This is a genomic window from Paracoccus fistulariae, from assembly GCF_028553785.1.
Lineage (GTDB): Bacteria > Pseudomonadota > Alphaproteobacteria > Rhodobacterales > Rhodobacteraceae > Paracoccus > Paracoccus fistulariae.
Genome location: NZ_CP067136.1, coordinates 530,465 through 547,555, shown reverse-complemented (window position 1 = coordinate 547,555; position 17,091 = coordinate 530,465). Strand labels below are relative to the sequence as shown.

Sequence of the window (17,091 nt, the reverse complement as noted above, 5' to 3'; positions counted from 1 at the left end):
CATCAGCCCCCTGCCGAAACCCTGCGAACCTGGCCGCTGTCCTGATTTCCGTAATAGATGCCGAAATTTCCGATCCGCGTTTCCTCGGCAAAGCGCGTCAGCATCTGCCGCATCGCGGGATCGGCGACGCGGCCGAGCATTGCCGGGTCAAGTTCGGTGAATGCGCCCATGCCCGGCGCGCCCTGTTCGGCGGCGCATTGGAAGGTGATCTGCTGACATCCGCGAATGGCATCGTCGTAAACCGAATAGATGAAGCCCGGCTCGGCGCTCAGGCCTGTGCGTTCCAGCAGCGCGGCCAGGGTGCCCGAGACGCCGACCTTGCCGACGCGCGCCTCGGGCAGGGTCAGGGCACCATCGCGGCCCTCGACCAAAAGCACCTTGTGCTCGCGCCGGATCAGGGCGGCCAGAACCACATCCACGCCCTGTTCCAGCGCCGCCTTCTCCAACGCAGGCGTGACATAGGCGCCGCGCGCATAGCCAAGACCGGGCGCCGGGCTGGTATCGAACGCCTCGACCCGACCGATCAGGATGAGATGATCGCCAGCGTTGACGGTATCGTGCATCGAACAATCGAACCAGGCCGACACCCCCTCGATCACCGGCGCGCCATGCGGCCCGTCGCGCCAGTCAACGGCTGCGAAACGATCCTCGACCGGGCGTGCGAAGGTGTTGGAAATGTCTTTCTGTTCCTCTGACAGGACATTCACCGCAAAGCCCCCGGCCGCCGCGAAATGGTCGAAATTGCTGGATCTGTTGGCAAGGCAGACCAACACAAGCGGCGGATCAAGCGACACCGAGGTGAAGGAATTGGCGGTAAATCCGATCGGCGTGCCATCGGCGGTCTTGCCAGTCACGACGGTGACACCTGTCATGAAGGTGCCAAAAGCGTTGCGCAGGGCGCGCGGGTCGTGTTGCGTCATGACGTCTCCTCCAGGGTGCAATCGGTTTCCAGCCAGCGGCGCAGTTCGGCATTGATCAGCTCCGGCGCGGTCAGGTTGACCATGTGCCGGTGCCCTTCGACGATGACGGCCCTGCCCTGCGGTGCGGCGTCGGCCATGGCGCGGGCCATGGCCGGGGTAGAATTGGGATCGTTGTCGCCGGTGATCGCCAGCAAGGGGCAGGAAATGGCGCCGAAACGTTCGGCATAGGTCGAGTCGCCACCGGCAAAGGCAGTATAGGCCGTCGCATAGCCGACCGGGTCCACGGCGTTCAGCCATTGGGCGACCTGCCTGCGTGCCGATGCCTCAAGATCGCTGTCGCCAAACCAGCGCTGCAAGGGCGTTTCGGTATCAAGCCGCCCCGCGCGGATCGCGGCTGCCCGCGCCTCGACGGCTGCGCGCATCGGGGCGTCGCGGCGAAAGACGCCATTCAGCAGCGCCACACGGCTGACCATCCCGGGATGGCTGGCCGCGAAGCCACCCGCGATCAGCGCCCCCATGGAATGCCCTGCCAGACTGACCCTGTCCACATCAGCCGCAACCAACACCGCATGAAGCCAGGCGACGTAATCGGTCAGCGTGCTGCCCTGTGGCAGGGCGCTGCTGCCGCCATGGCCGGGCATATCCAGCGCAATCACCCGGTGGGTCTGCGACAGCGCCTTGATCTGGGGGCCCCATGCGGCGGATTGCATGCCGACGCCGTGGATCAGCACGACCGGCTCACCCTGACCCGCCGCCCGATAGGCGACCGAGCCATAGGGATCAGACAGCGGCAGGGTTTTCAACGTCATGGCCAAGCTCTTTCAGATCCTGGTAACGGTCGCCGATGCGGTGATGCGGCCGCCCGCCGATCGAGGCGCCAAGCGCGATCACGATCTCATCCGCTGCGGGCGCATCGGCCACCGAGAGCTGGATCGTCAGGTAATGGCTGCGCCTGCCGGCATCGTTCTTGTCCATCAGAGGGATCAGCAGGGGCGCATTGGCCGGGCCGCGCGTGTTGCAGAAGGCCAGATACGATCTGGCGCCGACAGCCTCGCGGTAATGATTGCCGAAACGCAGCGTGTGGATCAGCGCCGAGGCATGCTCGACCTCGCCATCCGTCCCGACGATGGCCGATTTCCCGTAACCCTCGACATGCTCACCGCCGCCTGCAGCCTTCAGGATCATCTCTGTCAGCAGGGCGCCAAGGCCGGGGGCGCAATCCAGGATGGCCGGGCGCAGATCCTCGACAAAGCCCTGACCGGCCCAGGGATTTTTGATCACGGCGACGGCCGCGATCATCTTCAGCGGCACCGGCGCGGCCTTCCCGCCCTCGATCAATGTCTCTTCGACATGCAGCAATGTCTTGCGGATTTCAGCCGGCATTCCGCCCCCCCTCTCGGATGATTCGTCTTATGGGATTATGGTGTACCGTAATACAATCCTACAATCAATCTTGCTGCGGCGGGGCCGCCCTGATAATCAAACGCCATGGAACAAGCCGGACTCAGCAGGATAGATCAGCAGCCCGCGACATTGAGAGATGTCGTGCTGGACCGACTGCGTGATGCGATCATCGATGGTATCTTCAAGCCGGGGGACCGGCTGGTCGAACGCGTGCTGTGTGAACAGCTGGGCGTCAGCCGGACCGTGGTACGCGAAACCCTGCGCTATCTGGACGCCGAGGGGCTGGTGGAGCATGTGCCGCATCGTGGGCCCATTGTCGCGCGGATGACATGGGCCGAGGCGCGACAGATCTATGATATACGCCGCAAGCTTGAAACCGATGCGGCGATGGCCTGTGCCGCGAATATGACAACCGATCTGGAACGCCGCCTGCGCGCCGCCCTTGCCGATCTGGAATCCGCCAGCAAGGCGCGCGAACCGGGCGCGCTGTTCAAGGCATCGACCCGATTTTACGGCGTCATCTTCGAAGGTGCCGGCCATGACATCGCCTGGGAGGTCGTGCAGCGTCTGAACGGTCGTATCTCGCGGCTGCGGATCATGACCCTGACCTGCAACGACCGCGAGATTTCGGGCCCCGCCCATATGCGCATGATCTGCGAGGCGATCATTGCCCGCGATCCACGCGCAGCCTTTCGCGCCGTGGAAAACCATCTGACCGATGCGACCGCCGTTGCCAAGAAGCTGTTGGCGCAGGAAGGCACCCCGACATGACGACGCAGCCCAAGGCCTATTGGATCGCCCGCGTCACGATCACCGACCCCGCGGCTTATGCCGGGTATCAGTCGCTGGCGCCGCAGGCCTTCGCGAAATACAACTGCCGCTTTCTGGCGCGCGGCGGCGAGACACGGATCTGCGAGGGCAGCATCTGGGAACGGCATGTGGTGATCGAGTTTGACAGCCTGGCCGATGCATATGCCTGCTACGAGTCAGAGGAATATCGCGCGGCCCGCGAACACCGTCAGAACGCCTGCCGGGCCGAGGTCTTCATCGTCGAAGGCATCCGGTAACCCCTACACCCGACCAATCATCAAAGAGCCAGCATATGAGCATTTTCGACGAAGATCTTTTCCTGAAAGGGCTGGAACAGCGCAAGGCAACCCTTGGGGCGGAATATGTCGAAGGCAACCTTGCCGCCGCCGATGATTTCAGCCGCCCCTTTCAGGAGGCGATGACCGCCTGGTGTTGGGGCTTTGGCTGGGGCGATGATGTGATCGACCCCAAAACGCGGTCGATGATGAACCTCGCCATGATCGGCGCGCTTGGCAAGATGCAGGAATGGGAATTGCATTGCCGGGGCGCGATCCGGAATGGTGTCAGCCAGGAAGAGATCCGCGCGATCATCCATGTCGTTGCGATCTATTGCGGTGTCCCGCAGGCGCTTGAATGTTTCCGCGCCGCCCGCAAGGTGCTGCAAGAGGCCGAGACCGCTTCTAAGTAGCGCAAGGCGGCGTTTGGCGCCGGTGCTGATCCGATCCTGCCCGAATCGGCGGGGAAGCCGCTGAAAAACCGAACATAAATATCCGGTCGCGCAGGGCGAATCGATTCGCCTGTGGCGCCGAAAGACCGGCACAAAGGCCGATCCCTGTCAGATCATTCATTCTGAAGGCTGGTACCCGAGGCCGGACTCGAACCGGCATGCCTTGCGGCGGCGGATTTTGAATCCGCTGCGTCTACCATTCCGCCACTCGGGCAACGTCGGATGGCATATCGGGGAATTCCGGCTTGGGCAAGCTCTGTTATCGCCCCTGCCGGAAATTCGCGATCAGCCGTCCCGCGCGCTTCTAGGCGCGCCCCAGCTTGGCCATGCGCGCATCGCGCAGTCGCGCGAAATCGTCGCCTGCGTGATAGGACGAGCGGGTCAGCGGCGTCGCCGAAACCATCAGGAAACCCTTGCCAAACGCGGCTTTTTCGTAGCTGGCGAACTCTTCCGGGGTGACGAACCGGTCAACCGCATGATGCTTGGGCGTGGGTTGCAGATATTGGCCGATGGTCATGAAATCGATATCGGCGGCGCGCATGTCATCCATGACCTGCAGCACGCTTTGGCGATCCTCACCCAGGCCGACCATGATGCCGGATTTGGTGAACATGGTCGGGTCCAGTTCCTTGACCTTCTGCAGCAGGCGCAGGCTGTGGAAATAGCGCGCGCCGGGCCGGACCGTCGGATAAAGACCGGGGATGGTTTCAAGGTTGTGGTTGAAGACATCGGGACGGGCCTCGACCACCACTTCCAGCGCGCCGGGCTTGGATTTCAGGAAATCGGGCGTCAGCACTTCGATGGTCGATGCGGGCGAGCGGTGGCGAATCGCGCGGATCGTCTGAGCGAAATGTTCGGCCCCGCCATCGTCCAGATCGTCACGGTCGACCGAGGTGATGACGACATGTTTCAGGTCCAGTTTCTGCACCGCATGGGCAACGCGGCCCGGTTCGAACACATCCAGCGCATCCGGGCGGCCGGTGGCGACATTGCAGAAGGTACAGCCACGGGTGCAGATTTCCCCCATGATCATCATCGTCGCATGGCCCTGCGACCAGCATTCACCCACATTCGGGCAGCCCGCCTCTTCGCAGACCGTCGACAGGCGGTTTTCGCGCATGATGTCGCGGGTTCTTTTATAGCCTTCGGAGGTCGGCGCCTTGACGCGAATCCAGGACGGCTTCTTGGGCTGTTCCTGATCCGGACGATGGGCCTTTTCCGGGTGTCTCTGGTCTGGAATCCGAAGATCGCGCAAGGTGACTTCCTTTCGGTCGCGGTTCAGGCAAACCTAAACAATATCTGACGTTAAGGCAACGCGCTCCGGGCGGCGCGCCACGCATGGCAGCGCGCCGCCCGGTGCAGGGCTATTCCTGCCCCTTCTTGCGCTGACGAGAGTTGCGCGCCCACATGTTCAGCGCCTCGACCAGCGCCGAGAAGGCCATCGCAGCATAGATATATCCTTTGGGCACATGCACGCCAAAGCCTTCCGCGATCAGCGTCGTGCCGATCAGCAGCAGGAAGGACAAAGCCAGCATCACGATGGTGGGGTTCTTTTCGATGAAATTCGCCAGCGGCGTTGCGGCCACAAGCATCACGGTCACCGCCGCGACCACGGCCACGACCATGATCTCGACATGCGGTGTCATGCCGACGGCAGTGATGATGCTGTCGATGGAAAAGACCAGATCCAGCACCAGGATCTGCGCAATCGTGCCCGCGAAGGTCGTCGTCGCTGCGCCCACCATCGTGTCCTCGTGATCGTCGGGATCGACATGGTGGTGAATTTCCTTGGTCGCCTTCCAGACAAGGAACAGCCCGCCCGCGATCAGGATGATATCCTTCCACGAGAATTCGTTGCCCATGACGGTAAAGACAGGCTCTGTCAGCTGTACGATCCAGGCCACCGTGGCCAGCAGCGCAAGCCGCATGATCAGGGCCAGGCCGATGCCGATACGGCGGGCGCGTTCTCGCTGATGTTCGGGCAGCTTGTTGGTCAGAATCGAGATGAAGATCAGGTTGTCGATGCCCAGCACGACCTCCATCACCACCAGAGTTGCCAGAGCGACCCAGGCGGCCGGGTCGTTCATCAGCGCAAGAATATTGTCCATTCGTCCTTGTCCACGTTGAGGTGATCACAGCCATATGTGATCCGGTCGGTGATGCGCAATCACGCCGGAACAGGACACCGGGGCCTTCAGCCCTTGATCAGTTCGCGTCCCGTGCGGCGCAGCACCTCGACCAACTCATCAAACCAGCCACTGGTTTCGGTCGAGGCACGACGAACCAGCAAAACTTCTCGGGCCGGTTGCGGATTGGGAAAGCGGATGGCGGTCAGACCGGGGGCGGCGGCGGTTTCCTGGCGCATGGCGATCTCGGGCAGGAAGGTCAGCCCCATGCCTTGCGCCGCAAGTCGGCACAGCGTGGACAGCGAGGCCGCGCCCAGATCCAGCCTGCTGCTGCGCCGGTTCAGTCCGCAGACCTCCAGCGCCTGATCGCCCAGGCAATGCCCTTCATCCAGCAACAGCAGCGTGCCCGGATCCAGATCATCGGGCTGCAAGGCGCGATCGCGCAGCTGATCAATTCGGGATTCGCTGCCCGCCAGCAGGAAGCGATCGCGAAACAGCGGCGCTGCGATGAGGTCATTGCTGTCAGGGGGCGAGGCGATGACAGCCGCGTCCAGCCGTCCCGCGGCCAGTTCATCCAGCAGCCGTTCGGTCTGCGCCTCGCGCAGGTGCAGATCGCGGCCGATATCGCTGGCGCGCAGCACCGGCAAGGCGCCGGGCAGCAGATAGGGTGCGACGGTGGGAATCATCCCCAGCATCAGCCGACCGCCCTGCCCCGGACGGCGCAGCCCCTGATCCAGCCCGGCCATGGCGGCCATGACTTGACGCGCGTGATGTTCCAGCGCACGACCCTGCGGCGTCAGCACAACCCCCGAGGTGGTGCGCTCGACCAGTTTCACGCCCACGCTCTCTTCCAGCGCGCGTATCTGCATGGACAGGGCGGGTTGGGTGACGTGGATCACCTCGGCGGCGCGGGTGAAATGTCTTTGTTCGGCCAAGGCCAGGAAATAACGAAGCTGTCGCAAAGTAATATTCATAAACATTAATTATCGTCTTTACTAAATAATAACAATAAAATTTATACGTATAAATCTGAATGTCCAGGCTGAGCGCGTTGTAACCACGCTCGGCGACAAATTCAAATGTATATTCTTTATACCCTGGACGCACGCAAACAAAGAGGCGCCGAAGCGCCTCTGTCGTTCCGAACTGGCCCGATCACTATCCGATCAGCCGGGATCCGCTGCCATAAGTGTCCTGATAATGCCGCTCCAGCCGCATCAGGGCCAGGCGCAGCACGATCTTGCCGGATCGCGCCGACCAGCCCAGACGCCGCTCGGTCATCTCTATCCCCTCAAGGAAGCAGCAGACGCGCAGCACGATATCGCCCATGCCGGGGCCAAGCTCGCGCAAGGCCACGGCAACGCGGTCGCGCGCCTTTTCGGATCCGCCGCCGTAGCCGTCGCCGTGGCGGCTGGTGCTGATGCCCGCCGTCATGAACCCGTCCCAGTTCTGGGTCACGCGCGCCCCCATCTGGGCCAGCTCGAAATCTTCGCGCAGACGTTCGCCCGCCGCGACCATATCCGGGGTCAGGAAAGCCTCACCCTTGCTGTTCTTGCGCCGCGCCAGCAGCAGCAGCGGGCTTTCGGCGATATTGACGCGCATCCGGCGGCGCTGACCATCCTCGGGGTCGCTCAGCACCTTATGCTGCCAGACGCGATGCTGTTCGGCGAAGCCGTTGGTATCCGCGACGGGTTCGGCATCGCTGAAATCCGCCGGATTCGGCATTGCCCCGCGTTTATGGGAAGGCTGCAACATATCGCGCAGCGCCGCCCGCCCCGCGGTCGAGATGACATAGCGCCGGTAACGGGAGGTCCCCGGCACAAGGATCACCCAGCCTTTCAGCGCGATGGATTCGGCCAGTTCCCGCTCCAGCACGGCGGTGCGGATATCGTTTCGGGTGATGATGGCCTTGGGCATGGCCTCGACCACCACCATCATCGCCGAGGGTTCGGCCAGACGGCGCAGCACGCGCATGCCCTGCCTGTCATCGAATTCGGGTTTGCTGCGCTGCGCCTGGGCGATCGCGCGGTCAACCAGCGGGTCGTCGCGACGGGCCTCGAAGCGGCGAATGCGGCGCAGGATCGTCGAGGGGTGGCACCCGGCCTCGCGGGCCAGGGCGCGGATCGACTCGCCATCTTCGACATGCCTCAGGTACAGCTTTGCATCTTCGGGCATCAGGTCACGATTCAGCTGCTGCGTTTTGCCACAGCGATCCGCGAGGCAGCTGTCAGTCGCGAAATCACCGGTCAGTATCGTCATAAGTGTTCCCTCGTGAGCCTTGGGCAGTCCAGTGGAAGACCGCCACCTGGGTTGCTTAACTCCGGTTAATTCCCGGACAATTTCTTCACATAGGGACAACATTCACTAACAAATCCTAAAGATTCCTTGGGGCGGCGCACGCTGCTGGGCGATATCAGGCAACACCCGCTTGGGTTGTGTGAAGCTGTGTTCACAACCCAGAACGGAGATATCCCAGATGAGCTACATGCCCAATATCATCCAGTTCCAGCCTCGCATCGCCGAAGCCGGTTTGCGTCGTCCCCGAATCCTGATCCGCGCCGCGCGCGAGGGTCAGTCGCGCTGGCGGCGCGAACGCGATCTGCCGCGTCTGCTGCGCAGCGACCGCTGTCCGCAGCCCGGTGCCTGCCTGAAACGCCTGCGGGCCGAAGAGGATATGCTGAACGCCGCCCGGCTGGAACGGCGGGCGGATTACGACATGAATCGCCATGTTCTTCTGATGATCGCCATTCTGGCCGAAATGCGTGCGGCCGTGGCCGCCCCGGTCACCGGCGTGGAACGGCTGCGCCAGGGCGCGCAGAACGCGGCCCTGCGCGCCAGCGGCGCTATCGCCCTCGGAACAGCGAGCCCAGAACACCCCTGACCAGAGCCTGCCCGGATTTGGTTCCCAACTGACGGGCAAGGCTTTTGCCAAAGGTTTCCACGATCGTGTCGCTGCGGCTGCTGCGCTTTGGCTTGGCTTCCTTGCGCGGCTCGTAACGGCGGGCGCTTTTATATTCGTCGCGGCTAAGGTCGAACAGCGCGTCATCGGCCTTGGCCTTTTCCTCGGCCTGCGCCGTTTGCCGCGCCGCATCCTCGGCCCGCTTCGTCAGGATCTCCATTGCCGATTCGCGATCCAGCACCTGCTGATATTTCGCGCCCATGGCCGAGGCCGTCATCACCGCGCCCCGTTCGGCATCGGTGACCGGCCCCAGACGGCTGTAGGGCGGACGGATCAACGTGCGCTGGACCACGCCCGGAACCCCCTTGTTTTCCAGAAGAGAGGTCACCGCCTCGCCCGTGCCGACCTGCTGGATCGCATCGGCCGTGTCGAATTCCGGGTTCGGGCGATAGTTTTCCGCCGCCATCCGCAACGCCTTCTGATCCTTGGCGGTAAAGGCGCGCAGGGCGTGCTGCACGCGATTGCCAAGCTGGCCTAGAATATCTTCGGGAATATCCGCCGGATTCTGGCTGATGAACCAGACGCTGACCCCTTTCGAACGGATCAGCCGCGCGACCTGCTCGACCTTATCGACCAGGGCCTTGGGTGCATCATCGAACAGCAGATGCGCCTCATCGAAAAAGAAGGCCATGCGCGGGCGGTCGGGATCGCCGACTTCGGGCAATTGTTCGAACAGTTCGGACAGCAGCCATAACAGGAAGGTTGCGTAAAGGCGCGGCGATTGCATCAGCCGGTCCGAGGCCAGGATATTGATCATCCCCCGGCCCGACCCGTCCGTGCGCATCAGATCCGCCAGTTCCAGCGCCGGTTCCCCGAACAGGTTCTTACCGCCCTGATTTTCCAGAACCAGCAGGGCACGCTGGATCGCCCCCACGCTGGCGGCGCTGACATTGCCATATTTCAGCGACAGATCCCCGGCATTCTGCCCGACCCAGACCAGCATGGATTGCAGATCCTTCAGATCCAGCAGCGCCAGCCCCTCTTCATCGGCGACGCGGAAGGCGATGTTCATCACCCCCTCTTGCGCATCGGTCAGTTCCAGCAGGCGCGACAGCAACAGCGGCCCCATCTCGGCCGGGGTGGTGCGCACGGGATGCCCCTTTTCGCCCCAGACATCCCAGAAGGTCACCGGGAAGGCCTGATAATCCAGATCAACGCCGATCTGCCCGGCGCGCCTCTGAAACGGCTCGGCCAGTTTCGGATTATCGCCGCCCGGCTGCGACAGACCGGCAAGATCGCCCTTCACATCCGACAGAAAGACCGGCACCCCGGCCAGTGACAGGCTTTCGGCCAGCGTCTGCAGGGTGACCGTCTTGCCGGTCCCGGTCGCGCCCGCAATCAGACCGTGACGATTGGCATATTTCAGCAGCATGTTCTGCGCCGTCGCGTAATCCGCACCGCCGCCCCCGACGAAAATCGTGTTCGCCGCATCATCAAGCACCTTGGCCATGCCCTGTCCCCTGCATCGTTTTTCTGTGCAGCACCCTGCTGCGTGCGGCATGAAAATACAATGTTAACATATCTGTGTCAGTCTTCGAATCGTCCAAGGGTCGCTATCGCGACCGGCGGACCTTCCTCCCTGTTGGACTGTCGCGCCTTCGGGCGCGACTTTTTTCCCCGGGGGAATCCATCACCACAGCGAATGTGATCGCAACTGTCCAATTGAACAGTTGACGGATCACGACAGCGCGATTAGCGTGCCGGCAATGAAGACCGGCCAGTCCGGCAGGGAGAGGACGCTTCATTGCGTCACGAAGGGTCGCAGCACTGCTGCGGCCCTTTTTATACACATTTATTAATTTAGACAAATGGAATGTCGTGAAAATTAAGCCGACGCTTTGCGCAGAGCCGCTTGATTATCCCGAAAACCAGCGAAACACTGCCGTCTGTCAAACACGTCAAGCCAAGGTGAAGACGGTTGCTGCCAATGCCGCCTGACAAAGCCGACAGGACGTGCTAGGCCGCCTCAACGCATTGAGCAAAGGGAAGAAACAACCATGCCAATCAAACATTCGCAGGCGCTTATTGCGGCGCTCGCCCTGATTGCAGCCCCCGCATTCGCCCAGGATGCAACGCCGGAACAGGCCCCGGCAGAAGCCCCGGCCGAAGCGCAGGCCGAGGCACCCGCCGAACAGCCCGCCGCCGAGGCAGAGACGCAAGCCGCTGAAACCGCGACCGAGGCCGCCCCCGCCGAAGCAGAGGCCGGGGCCGCTCCTGCGGCGGAGGCGCCCGCAGAGGCAGGTGACACCGCCGCCAGCGCCGGGGAATCGCAGGTCGGGCAATATTACGCCAAATCGACCAATGGCGACTGGACGACCCGCTGCATCCGCGCCGGTCAGGGCAAGGATCCCTGCGAACTGTATCAGCTGATGAAAGACAATGAGGGCAACTCGGTCGCGGAAATCACGCTGATCCCGCTGAAGAACGGCGAGATCGCCGCCGGTGCCACGCTGATCGCCCCGCTGGAAACCGATCTGATCCAGGGCCTTGGTCTGGGCATCGACAACGCACAGGCGCGCGCCTATCCGTTCAGCTTCTGCGCGCCGGTCGGCTGTGTCGCGCGGATCGGCTTTACCGCGGGCGAGCTGTCATCGCTGAAGCGCGGCAATGTCGCCAAAGTCTCGCTGCGCCCCTTTGGCGCGAACACCGATGAGCCGGTTCAGCTGCAACTGTCGCTGGCAGGCTTCACCGCCGCATTTGATGAATTGCAGACCTATGCTGCGGCCCCGGCCCCGGCCGCCGATGCGGAACCCGCCCCGGCGAACTGATCTGCTCCGGCACTCAGACATGCCGACATCAAGACAAAAAAGACCGCGCGATCACCGCGCGGTCCTTTCTTATCGGCCAACCCGAAACGCTTTATATACGACGCAGAGCGATCACCGCGTTCAACCCGCCAAAGGCGAAGGCGTTTGACATGACCGCGTCCACATTCGCCTCTCTGGCGTCATTGGGCACCACGTCCAGCGCGCATTCCGGGTCCTGTTCTTCATAGCCGATGGTCGGCGCGATGATCCCGTCCTGCAGTGCCATGATGCAGGCCAGCAATTCGACCGCTCCCGTTCCGCCGATGATATGGCCATGCATGGCCTTGGTGGATGAGATCATCAGCCTGTCGGCGTGATGGCCAAAGGCATGGGCCACGGCGGCGCATTCCGTCTTGTCATTCGCGGCGGTGCCGGTGCCATGGGCGTTGATATAGTCGATCTGTTCCGGGTTCAGGCCCGCATCCTGCATGGCGGCGCGGATCGCGCGTTCCGCCCCCTGAGCCGAGGGCATGACGATATCCTGCGCGTCCGAGGACATGGCGAATCCCACCACCTCGGCCAGAATATTGGCACCCCGTGCGCGGGCATGTTCGTAATCCTCGAAGACGAAGACGCCGGCGCCCTCGCCCTGCACCATGCCGTTGCGATTGGCACTGAAGGGGCGGCAGGCATCCTTGGACATGACGCGCAGCCCTTCCCAGGCCTTCACGCCGCCAAAGCACAGCATCGCCTCGGACCCGCCAGTGAGCATCACCTTGGTCGCGCCCGACCGCACCATCTGGAAGGCCAGCCCCATGGCGTGATTGCTGCTGGCGCAGGCCGTCGCCACGGTGAATGCCGGACCCCGCAGCCCGTATTCCATCGAGACATGGCTGGCGGCCGCATTGTTCATCAGCTTCGGCACCACGAAGGGGTGGACGCGGTTCTTCCCCTCTTCATAAACGGTGCGATAATTCTCATCCCAGGTATTCAGCCCGCCCGCCGCCGTGCCCAGCACGACGCCCGAGGACAGGCCAAGCGCGCCCTGAAAATCAAGCCCGGCCTGCGCCACGGCCTGTTTCGCCGCCAGAAGGGTGAATTGCGTGAACTTGTCGTAAAGCAGGATCTGCTGGCGGTTGAAGTAATCCTCGGCCCGCCAGTTATGGACCTGGGCGCCGATCTGGATCGACAGCCGGTCGACATCACGGAAATCAAGCTGGCTGATCCCGCAGCGGCCCTCGCGAAATGCCTCGAAGGTGGTGGCGACGTCATGGCCCAGGGCGTTGATCGTGCCCGCGCCGGTAATCACCACCCGACGCAGGCCCGAAGGCGTCGTGACCGAGGCAGCTTTTCCGGACGGTGACGTCTTTGACTTCTTCGGACTCATGCGGCTTTCTGGGCCACCAGCCGTTCGACGGCAGAGATGATCGTGCCCATATTCGTGATGTCGAAATCCGATTTGCCGGGTTCGTTCGCATTGAACGGGATCGAGATGTCGAACTCTTCCTCGATGGCGAAAATGGAATCGACCAGCCCCAGACTGTCGATGCCCAGATCCTGCGGGGTGGCGTCATCGGTCACCTGATCTGGCTCTAACATGGCCTGTTCGGCAATGATTTCCTTGATGCGTGTCCTGACCGTCATATTACCCTCAAGCGTCTTTTCCAGTCTTGTCCAACAGCCGTGTAACAGTTTCCTGAAGTTTTGCCAGTTGTTGTGCGAAACGCGGCAGGCGGCGCATGGCCTTCTGGATCTCCATCTGGGTTTCCATCTTCACGGCGGGATGGCCCAGAATGACGCGCCCGGCGGGCACGCGCGTAAAGATTTTCGAGGCCCCGCCGGCAATTACGTCATCCCCGATCTCGATATTGTCGGACACGCCGACCTGCCCGGCCAGAACCACGCGATTGCCGATCTTGGAAGAGCCGGCAATCCCGACCAGCCCGCAGAGCAGGCAATCATCGCCGACAATGCAATTATGGCCGACCTGAACCAGATTATCGATCTTGGTGCCCGAGCCGATCCTGGTGGCGCGAATCGTGCCCCGGTCGATGGTGGCATTGGCGCCGACCTCGACATCGTCGCCGATCTCGACCCCGCCCAGTGAATGGATGCGGGTGTAATGCTGCTGACGGATATCCTCGCGGCTGCCAAGTGTACGGCGGATCTCCTCGATCCCCGATTCCTCGGGCGTGACGAAAGAAAACCCGTCGCCGCCCACCGATGCGCCCGGCTGCAGGATCAGCCGGTGTCCCGCCCGCACGCCATGTGCAATCCGCGCGCCGGGATGCAGGACGATATCGTCGCCCAGAACCGAGCCACGCCCGATCGACACATGCGACGCGATCCGGGCATTGGCGCCGATCATCACATCCGGTCCGATGACCACGAAAGGCCCGATGGCCGCGCCCGGTCCGATCCTGGCCGAAGCGTCGATCACCGCCGTCGCATGAATGCCCGCCGGAATGTCCGGCCCCGGATCGAAGGCCTTTGTCAGCCCCGCCATCAGCAGGCGCGGGCGCGGCGCAAAGATCGCGGCCTTCAGCCCATAAGCCTCGGGGTCCATCCCCTCGGCCAGAATGGCCATGCTGCCGGGCTTCAGCGCCTCGGCATATTTCGGGGCCATGGCCATGGCGATGGTGCCGCCCCCGGCGCTGACGGGCTGGGTTGCGGCAGGCTCGGCCGCGCCGGTCACGCGCAGGGCGGTATCGCCCCAACTTCGCGCATCCAGCGCCCGCGCCAGATCGCCCACGCTCACCATTCCATTGTCAGCCATCGTCATTCCCCTTGTCCGGAACAGGATCTAGTGCTTCCGCCGGATCAATTCCACCCCGCCTTCTGCAGCGCGGCCCAAACAAGATCGTCACGGCCATAAACATCGTTGAAGGTCCGGATCCGGCCCGAGGCATCGGGGAAGGCGGTGAAATAGACCAGATGCACGGGCACGTTCGGTTTCAGCGCCAGCCAGGTTTCCTTGTCACTGTCCAGCGCGCGCTGAAACATGGCCTGCGGATTATCTGTCTGCCGGGAAAGCAGCGCATAGGCCAGATCGAAGGGATCGCTGATGCGGATACAGCCATTGGACAGCGCCCGATTACGCTGACCGAACAGATGTTTGGTCGGCGTATCGTGCAAATAGATATTCCAGCTGTTCGGAAAGATGAATTTCACCAGCCCAAGCGCGTTATCGTCGCCGGATTTCTGTCGCAGCCGATAAGGAAAATTAGAGGCATTATAGCGTGAGAAATCGATCTGATCGCGCGGAATGACCCGCCCCCTGCCATCGACCACATCCAGATGCGAGACCGCATTTCGATTGGCTTTCAGCCGTGGCAAATAGTCGCGCACCGTCATCGAGCGGGGCACATTCCAGCGTGGATTGACCACGACATATTCCATCTGATCCGAAAACTCGGGCGTTTCGTAATCCGGGCCCAGATTGCCGACTACGGCGCGGGTGCGAAAGACCTCTTGCCCCTGATCCATGATCTGCGCGGTAAATTCGGGGATATTCACCCAGACATGACGCGCGTTCAGATCCTCTCCCGCCAGCCAGCGCATCCGCTCCAGCGAGATGATGATGGCCCGCGTGCGCCGGTCACCGCCCAGATCGCCATTCAGGCTGCGGATCGTGTTCGGCCCGGCGATCCCGTCGGCGGGCAGGCCCACCGCATCCTGATAACGCGCGACGGCCTGCGACAGCGCCGCGTCATAGCTGCCGGGATCGCCCGAGGGGGCGGCAAAGCCGATGCTGTCCAGACGCGCACGCAGCGGCAGGACGCCCGGACCCTTCATACCGATACGCCAGACCGCTTCGGGCGCGCGGGGCAGATCGGCGGGAACCGTCAGGTCCTGATCGATGTTCAGCGCGTCCTGCAACGCCAGATAGGCCGGGTTCCGCGGCGCCAGATCCGCCAGAAAGCGCGCCGGATCCGGGGCTTGGGCAAAGCCCGCGATCAGGCCGTCGATGCGCGGGCGACGGACCTCTCGCTTGATGGTCGGCGCGACAGAGGTCGGGCGAAGCACGCCGCCCGTCATGTCCCGCAGATACAGCGACAGGATCTGCGCCTGCCTGATTTCGGACTGCGCATCATCGGCGGGCTGCGCCAGATCTTCGGGACGATAGCGCGACACCGGAATGCCATGGGTCGGCGCCATCGAGGTCACCTGCAACAGCGCCTGCCGCAACAGATCGCCTCGATCACCCGCAAATATCGGCTTCAGATCATTGCCGCCATAAAAGGACGCCAGATCGGGAAAGCGCGCGGCCGCCTGCGCCAGAGCCATCTCTTTGGCCGAGAAGTCCAGCCGGGGGGCCGCAACCGTGGTCAGCGACTGTGCCTGCTGCGCGACAGCGGGGCCCGAAAAGGGCAGCGCCACGGCCAGAAAAAATGCCGCGGCCTTTTTCGTCGTGAACATTCAAAAACCTCAAAATCCTGCCACGCTATGACATTCCGCCATCGCCGCCGCCACCGCTGGCAGAGGCCGGAGGACGGCGAAATCACAGCTGTGTCCCGCAAATCACAGTCGGCGACCATCCTGCCACAGTTTCAAGTCATCGGCAAAATTTCGCCGCTTACAAGCATCAAGAGGAACAATGATGAAGAATCTATTTCTGCTTCAGATTCTTTTTGACATATTCTTAACCAGCCGAAGGTAAATTCGGTCTCGCCACGTTGATTGGCGACAAAAAACGAAGCAGGACAGGCGATCTGACATGACAATTGACCTTCTCTCCCGCCGGGGTGTTTTGGGTGTGTTTGCGGCAACCTCCGTCGCTGCGGCGCCGGTAATGGCAAATGCATTCGGCTTCCTCCGCGGTGCCGGGGATGTGCGGCGCATCCGCATGTATTCCGGAAGAACCGGCGAAAGCATCGATACCGTCTACTGGGTTGACGGCAAATACGTCCGGGAAGCTTTGAACGAAATCAACGTCTTCATGCGCGACTGGCGCAGCGGCGACACGATCGGGATCGATCCGCGCGCCATTGACGTTGCCGCCGCATCGCACCGGCTGCTGCAAACCAATGAACCCTACATGATGCTGTCTGGCTATCGCTCGCCGCGCACCAATGCGATGCTGCGCCGCCGTTCCTCGGGCGTTGCGCGCAATTCGCTGCATATGACCGGCAAAGCGGCCGATCTGCGTCTGAAATCGCGCTCTGTTGCGCAAATGTACAGGGCTGCTATCTCTTGCAAAGCTGGCGGCGTCGGGAAATACTCTCGTTCGAACTTTGTCCATATGGATTGTGGGCCGATTCGGACCTGGGGCGCCTAACCCCGGGCCTGGCGTAAAGCAATACCTGTGCCTGCAACGCTGCCCGCTTCACAGCGGGTGGCGTAGCCGTTTTATCCGGTTACCTGTTTTCCAAAAATCATCCAATTGTTCCGATTGCGT

18 protein-coding genes and 1 tRNA gene are annotated in these 17,091 nt (G+C 62.4%); 6 read left to right on the top strand and 13 right to left on the bottom strand.

Going from position 1 to position 17,091, the window contains the following annotated elements:
- Positions 1-2: 2 nt before the first annotated feature.
- The 3 genes from JHX87_RS02805 to JHX87_RS02795 are packed head-to-tail and all read right to left on the bottom strand — an operon-like array spanning position 3 to position 2,303.
- Positions 3-920, bottom strand: coding sequence for a flavin reductase (locus tag JHX87_RS02805; protein ID WP_271886317.1), 918 nt, complete (start codon positions 918-920; stop codon positions 3-5).
- A complete protein-coding gene (locus JHX87_RS02800) occupies positions 917-1,729 on the bottom strand; it encodes an alpha/beta fold hydrolase (RefSeq protein WP_271886315.1) in 813 nt (270 codons plus the stop codon). Before JHX87_RS02800 ends, JHX87_RS02805 begins: the two co-directional genes overlap by 4 nt.
- Positions 1,701-2,303, bottom strand: a complete 603-nt coding sequence (locus tag JHX87_RS02795) for an amino acid synthesis family protein (protein WP_271886313.1) — start codon at positions 2,301-2,303, stop codon at positions 1,701-1,703. Before JHX87_RS02795 ends, JHX87_RS02800 begins: the two co-directional genes overlap by 29 nt.
- Positions 2,304-2,408: 105 nt before the next feature.
- Here JHX87_RS02795 and JHX87_RS02790 point away from each other — a divergent pair, with 105 nt between their 5' ends.
- From JHX87_RS02790 to JHX87_RS02780, 3 genes are read left to right on the top strand one after another with little or no spacing between them, the layout of a single operon-like run.
- Positions 2,409-3,095, top strand: a complete 687-nt coding sequence (locus tag JHX87_RS02790) for a GntR family transcriptional regulator (RefSeq protein WP_271886312.1) — start codon at positions 2,409-2,411, stop codon at positions 3,093-3,095.
- Positions 3,092-3,391: a DUF1330 domain-containing protein gene (locus tag JHX87_RS02785; RefSeq protein WP_271886310.1), complete on the top strand. Its 300-nt coding sequence runs from the start codon at positions 3,092-3,094 to the stop codon at positions 3,389-3,391. The genes JHX87_RS02790 and JHX87_RS02785 overlap by 4 nt, the downstream gene beginning before the upstream one ends.
- Positions 3,392-3,426: 35 nt before the next feature.
- Positions 3,427-3,822, top strand: a complete 396-nt coding sequence (locus tag JHX87_RS02780; protein ID WP_271886308.1) for a carboxymuconolactone decarboxylase family protein — start codon at positions 3,427-3,429, stop codon at positions 3,820-3,822.
- Positions 3,823-3,991: 169 nt separating this feature from the next.
- Here the strand turns inward: JHX87_RS02780 and JHX87_RS02775 are convergent.
- The 5 genes from JHX87_RS02775 to JHX87_RS02755 form a co-directional block, all read right to left on the bottom strand.
- A tRNA-Leu gene (locus tag JHX87_RS02775) sits at positions 3,992-4,075 on the bottom strand.
- A 90-nt stretch (positions 4,076-4,165) separates the two neighbouring features.
- Complete coding sequence (lipA, locus tag JHX87_RS02770) at positions 4,166-5,116, bottom strand: lipoyl synthase (RefSeq protein ID WP_271886306.1); 951 nt, start codon at positions 5,114-5,116, stop codon at positions 4,166-4,168.
- 109 nt (positions 5,117-5,225) lie between these two features.
- Positions 5,226-5,969, bottom strand: coding sequence for a TerC family protein (locus JHX87_RS02765; RefSeq protein WP_271886304.1), 744 nt, complete (start codon positions 5,967-5,969; stop codon positions 5,226-5,228).
- Positions 5,970-6,055: 86 nt separating this feature from the next.
- Complete coding sequence (locus JHX87_RS02760) at positions 6,056-6,961, bottom strand: hydrogen peroxide-inducible genes activator (protein ID WP_271886407.1); 906 nt, start codon at positions 6,959-6,961, stop codon at positions 6,056-6,058.
- Positions 6,962-7,145: 184 nt separating this feature from the next.
- Positions 7,146-8,246 carry a DUF6456 domain-containing protein gene (locus JHX87_RS02755; protein WP_271886302.1) on the bottom strand — a complete coding sequence of 367 codons (1,101 nt, stop codon included), beginning with the start codon at positions 8,244-8,246 and terminating at the stop codon, positions 7,146-7,148.
- Positions 8,247-8,463: 217 nt separating this feature from the next.
- On the opposite strand from JHX87_RS02755, the gene JHX87_RS02750 reads away from it, so the two are divergent.
- A complete protein-coding gene (locus JHX87_RS02750; protein WP_271886299.1) occupies positions 8,464-8,868 on the top strand; it encodes a DUF6477 family protein in 405 nt (134 codons plus the stop codon).
- Here JHX87_RS02750 and JHX87_RS02745 read toward each other — a convergent pair.
- Positions 8,831-10,396, bottom strand: coding sequence for a helicase HerA-like domain-containing protein (locus JHX87_RS02745; RefSeq protein WP_271886297.1), 1,566 nt, complete (start codon positions 10,394-10,396; stop codon positions 8,831-8,833). The genes JHX87_RS02750 and JHX87_RS02745 overlap by 38 nt on opposite strands.
- 547 nt (positions 10,397-10,943) lie before the next feature.
- On the opposite strand from JHX87_RS02745, the gene JHX87_RS02740 reads away from it, so the two are divergent.
- Positions 10,944-11,714, top strand: a complete 771-nt coding sequence (locus JHX87_RS02740; protein ID WP_271886295.1) for an invasion associated locus B family protein — start codon at positions 10,944-10,946, stop codon at positions 11,712-11,714.
- A gap of 91 nt (positions 11,715-11,805) precedes the next feature.
- Here the strand turns inward: JHX87_RS02740 and JHX87_RS02735 are convergent, their stop codons facing one another.
- The 4 genes from JHX87_RS02735 to JHX87_RS02720 all read right to left on the bottom strand — a co-directional run bounded on the left by JHX87_RS02735 (position 11,806) and on the right by JHX87_RS02720 (position 16,112).
- The gene (locus tag JHX87_RS02735) at positions 11,806-13,014 is read right to left on the bottom strand and encodes a beta-ketoacyl-[acyl-carrier-protein] synthase family protein (RefSeq protein WP_271886406.1); all 1,209 of its coding nucleotides are present in this window, start codon (positions 13,012-13,014) and stop codon (positions 11,806-11,808) included.
- Between the two features lie 62 nt (positions 13,015-13,076).
- Entirely contained in the window at positions 13,077-13,337 is a 261-nt protein-coding gene (locus JHX87_RS02730; protein ID WP_271886293.1) for an acyl carrier protein, read from the bottom strand.
- A gap of 7 nt (positions 13,338-13,344) precedes the next feature.
- Positions 13,345-14,469, bottom strand: coding sequence for a UDP-3-O-(3-hydroxymyristoyl)glucosamine N-acyltransferase (locus tag JHX87_RS02725; protein WP_271886291.1), 1,125 nt, complete (start codon positions 14,467-14,469; stop codon positions 13,345-13,347).
- Between the two features lie 44 nt (positions 14,470-14,513).
- Positions 14,514-16,112, bottom strand: coding sequence for a L,D-transpeptidase family protein (locus JHX87_RS02720; protein WP_271886289.1), 1,599 nt, complete (start codon positions 16,110-16,112; stop codon positions 14,514-14,516).
- Positions 16,113-16,410: 298 nt separating this feature from the next.
- Between JHX87_RS02720 and mepK the strand changes: the two genes are divergently transcribed.
- Entirely contained in the window at positions 16,411-16,971 is a 561-nt protein-coding gene (gene mepK, locus JHX87_RS02715; protein WP_271886287.1) for a peptidoglycan L,D-endopeptidase MepK, read from the top strand.
- Positions 16,972-17,091: the final 120 nt, after the last annotated feature.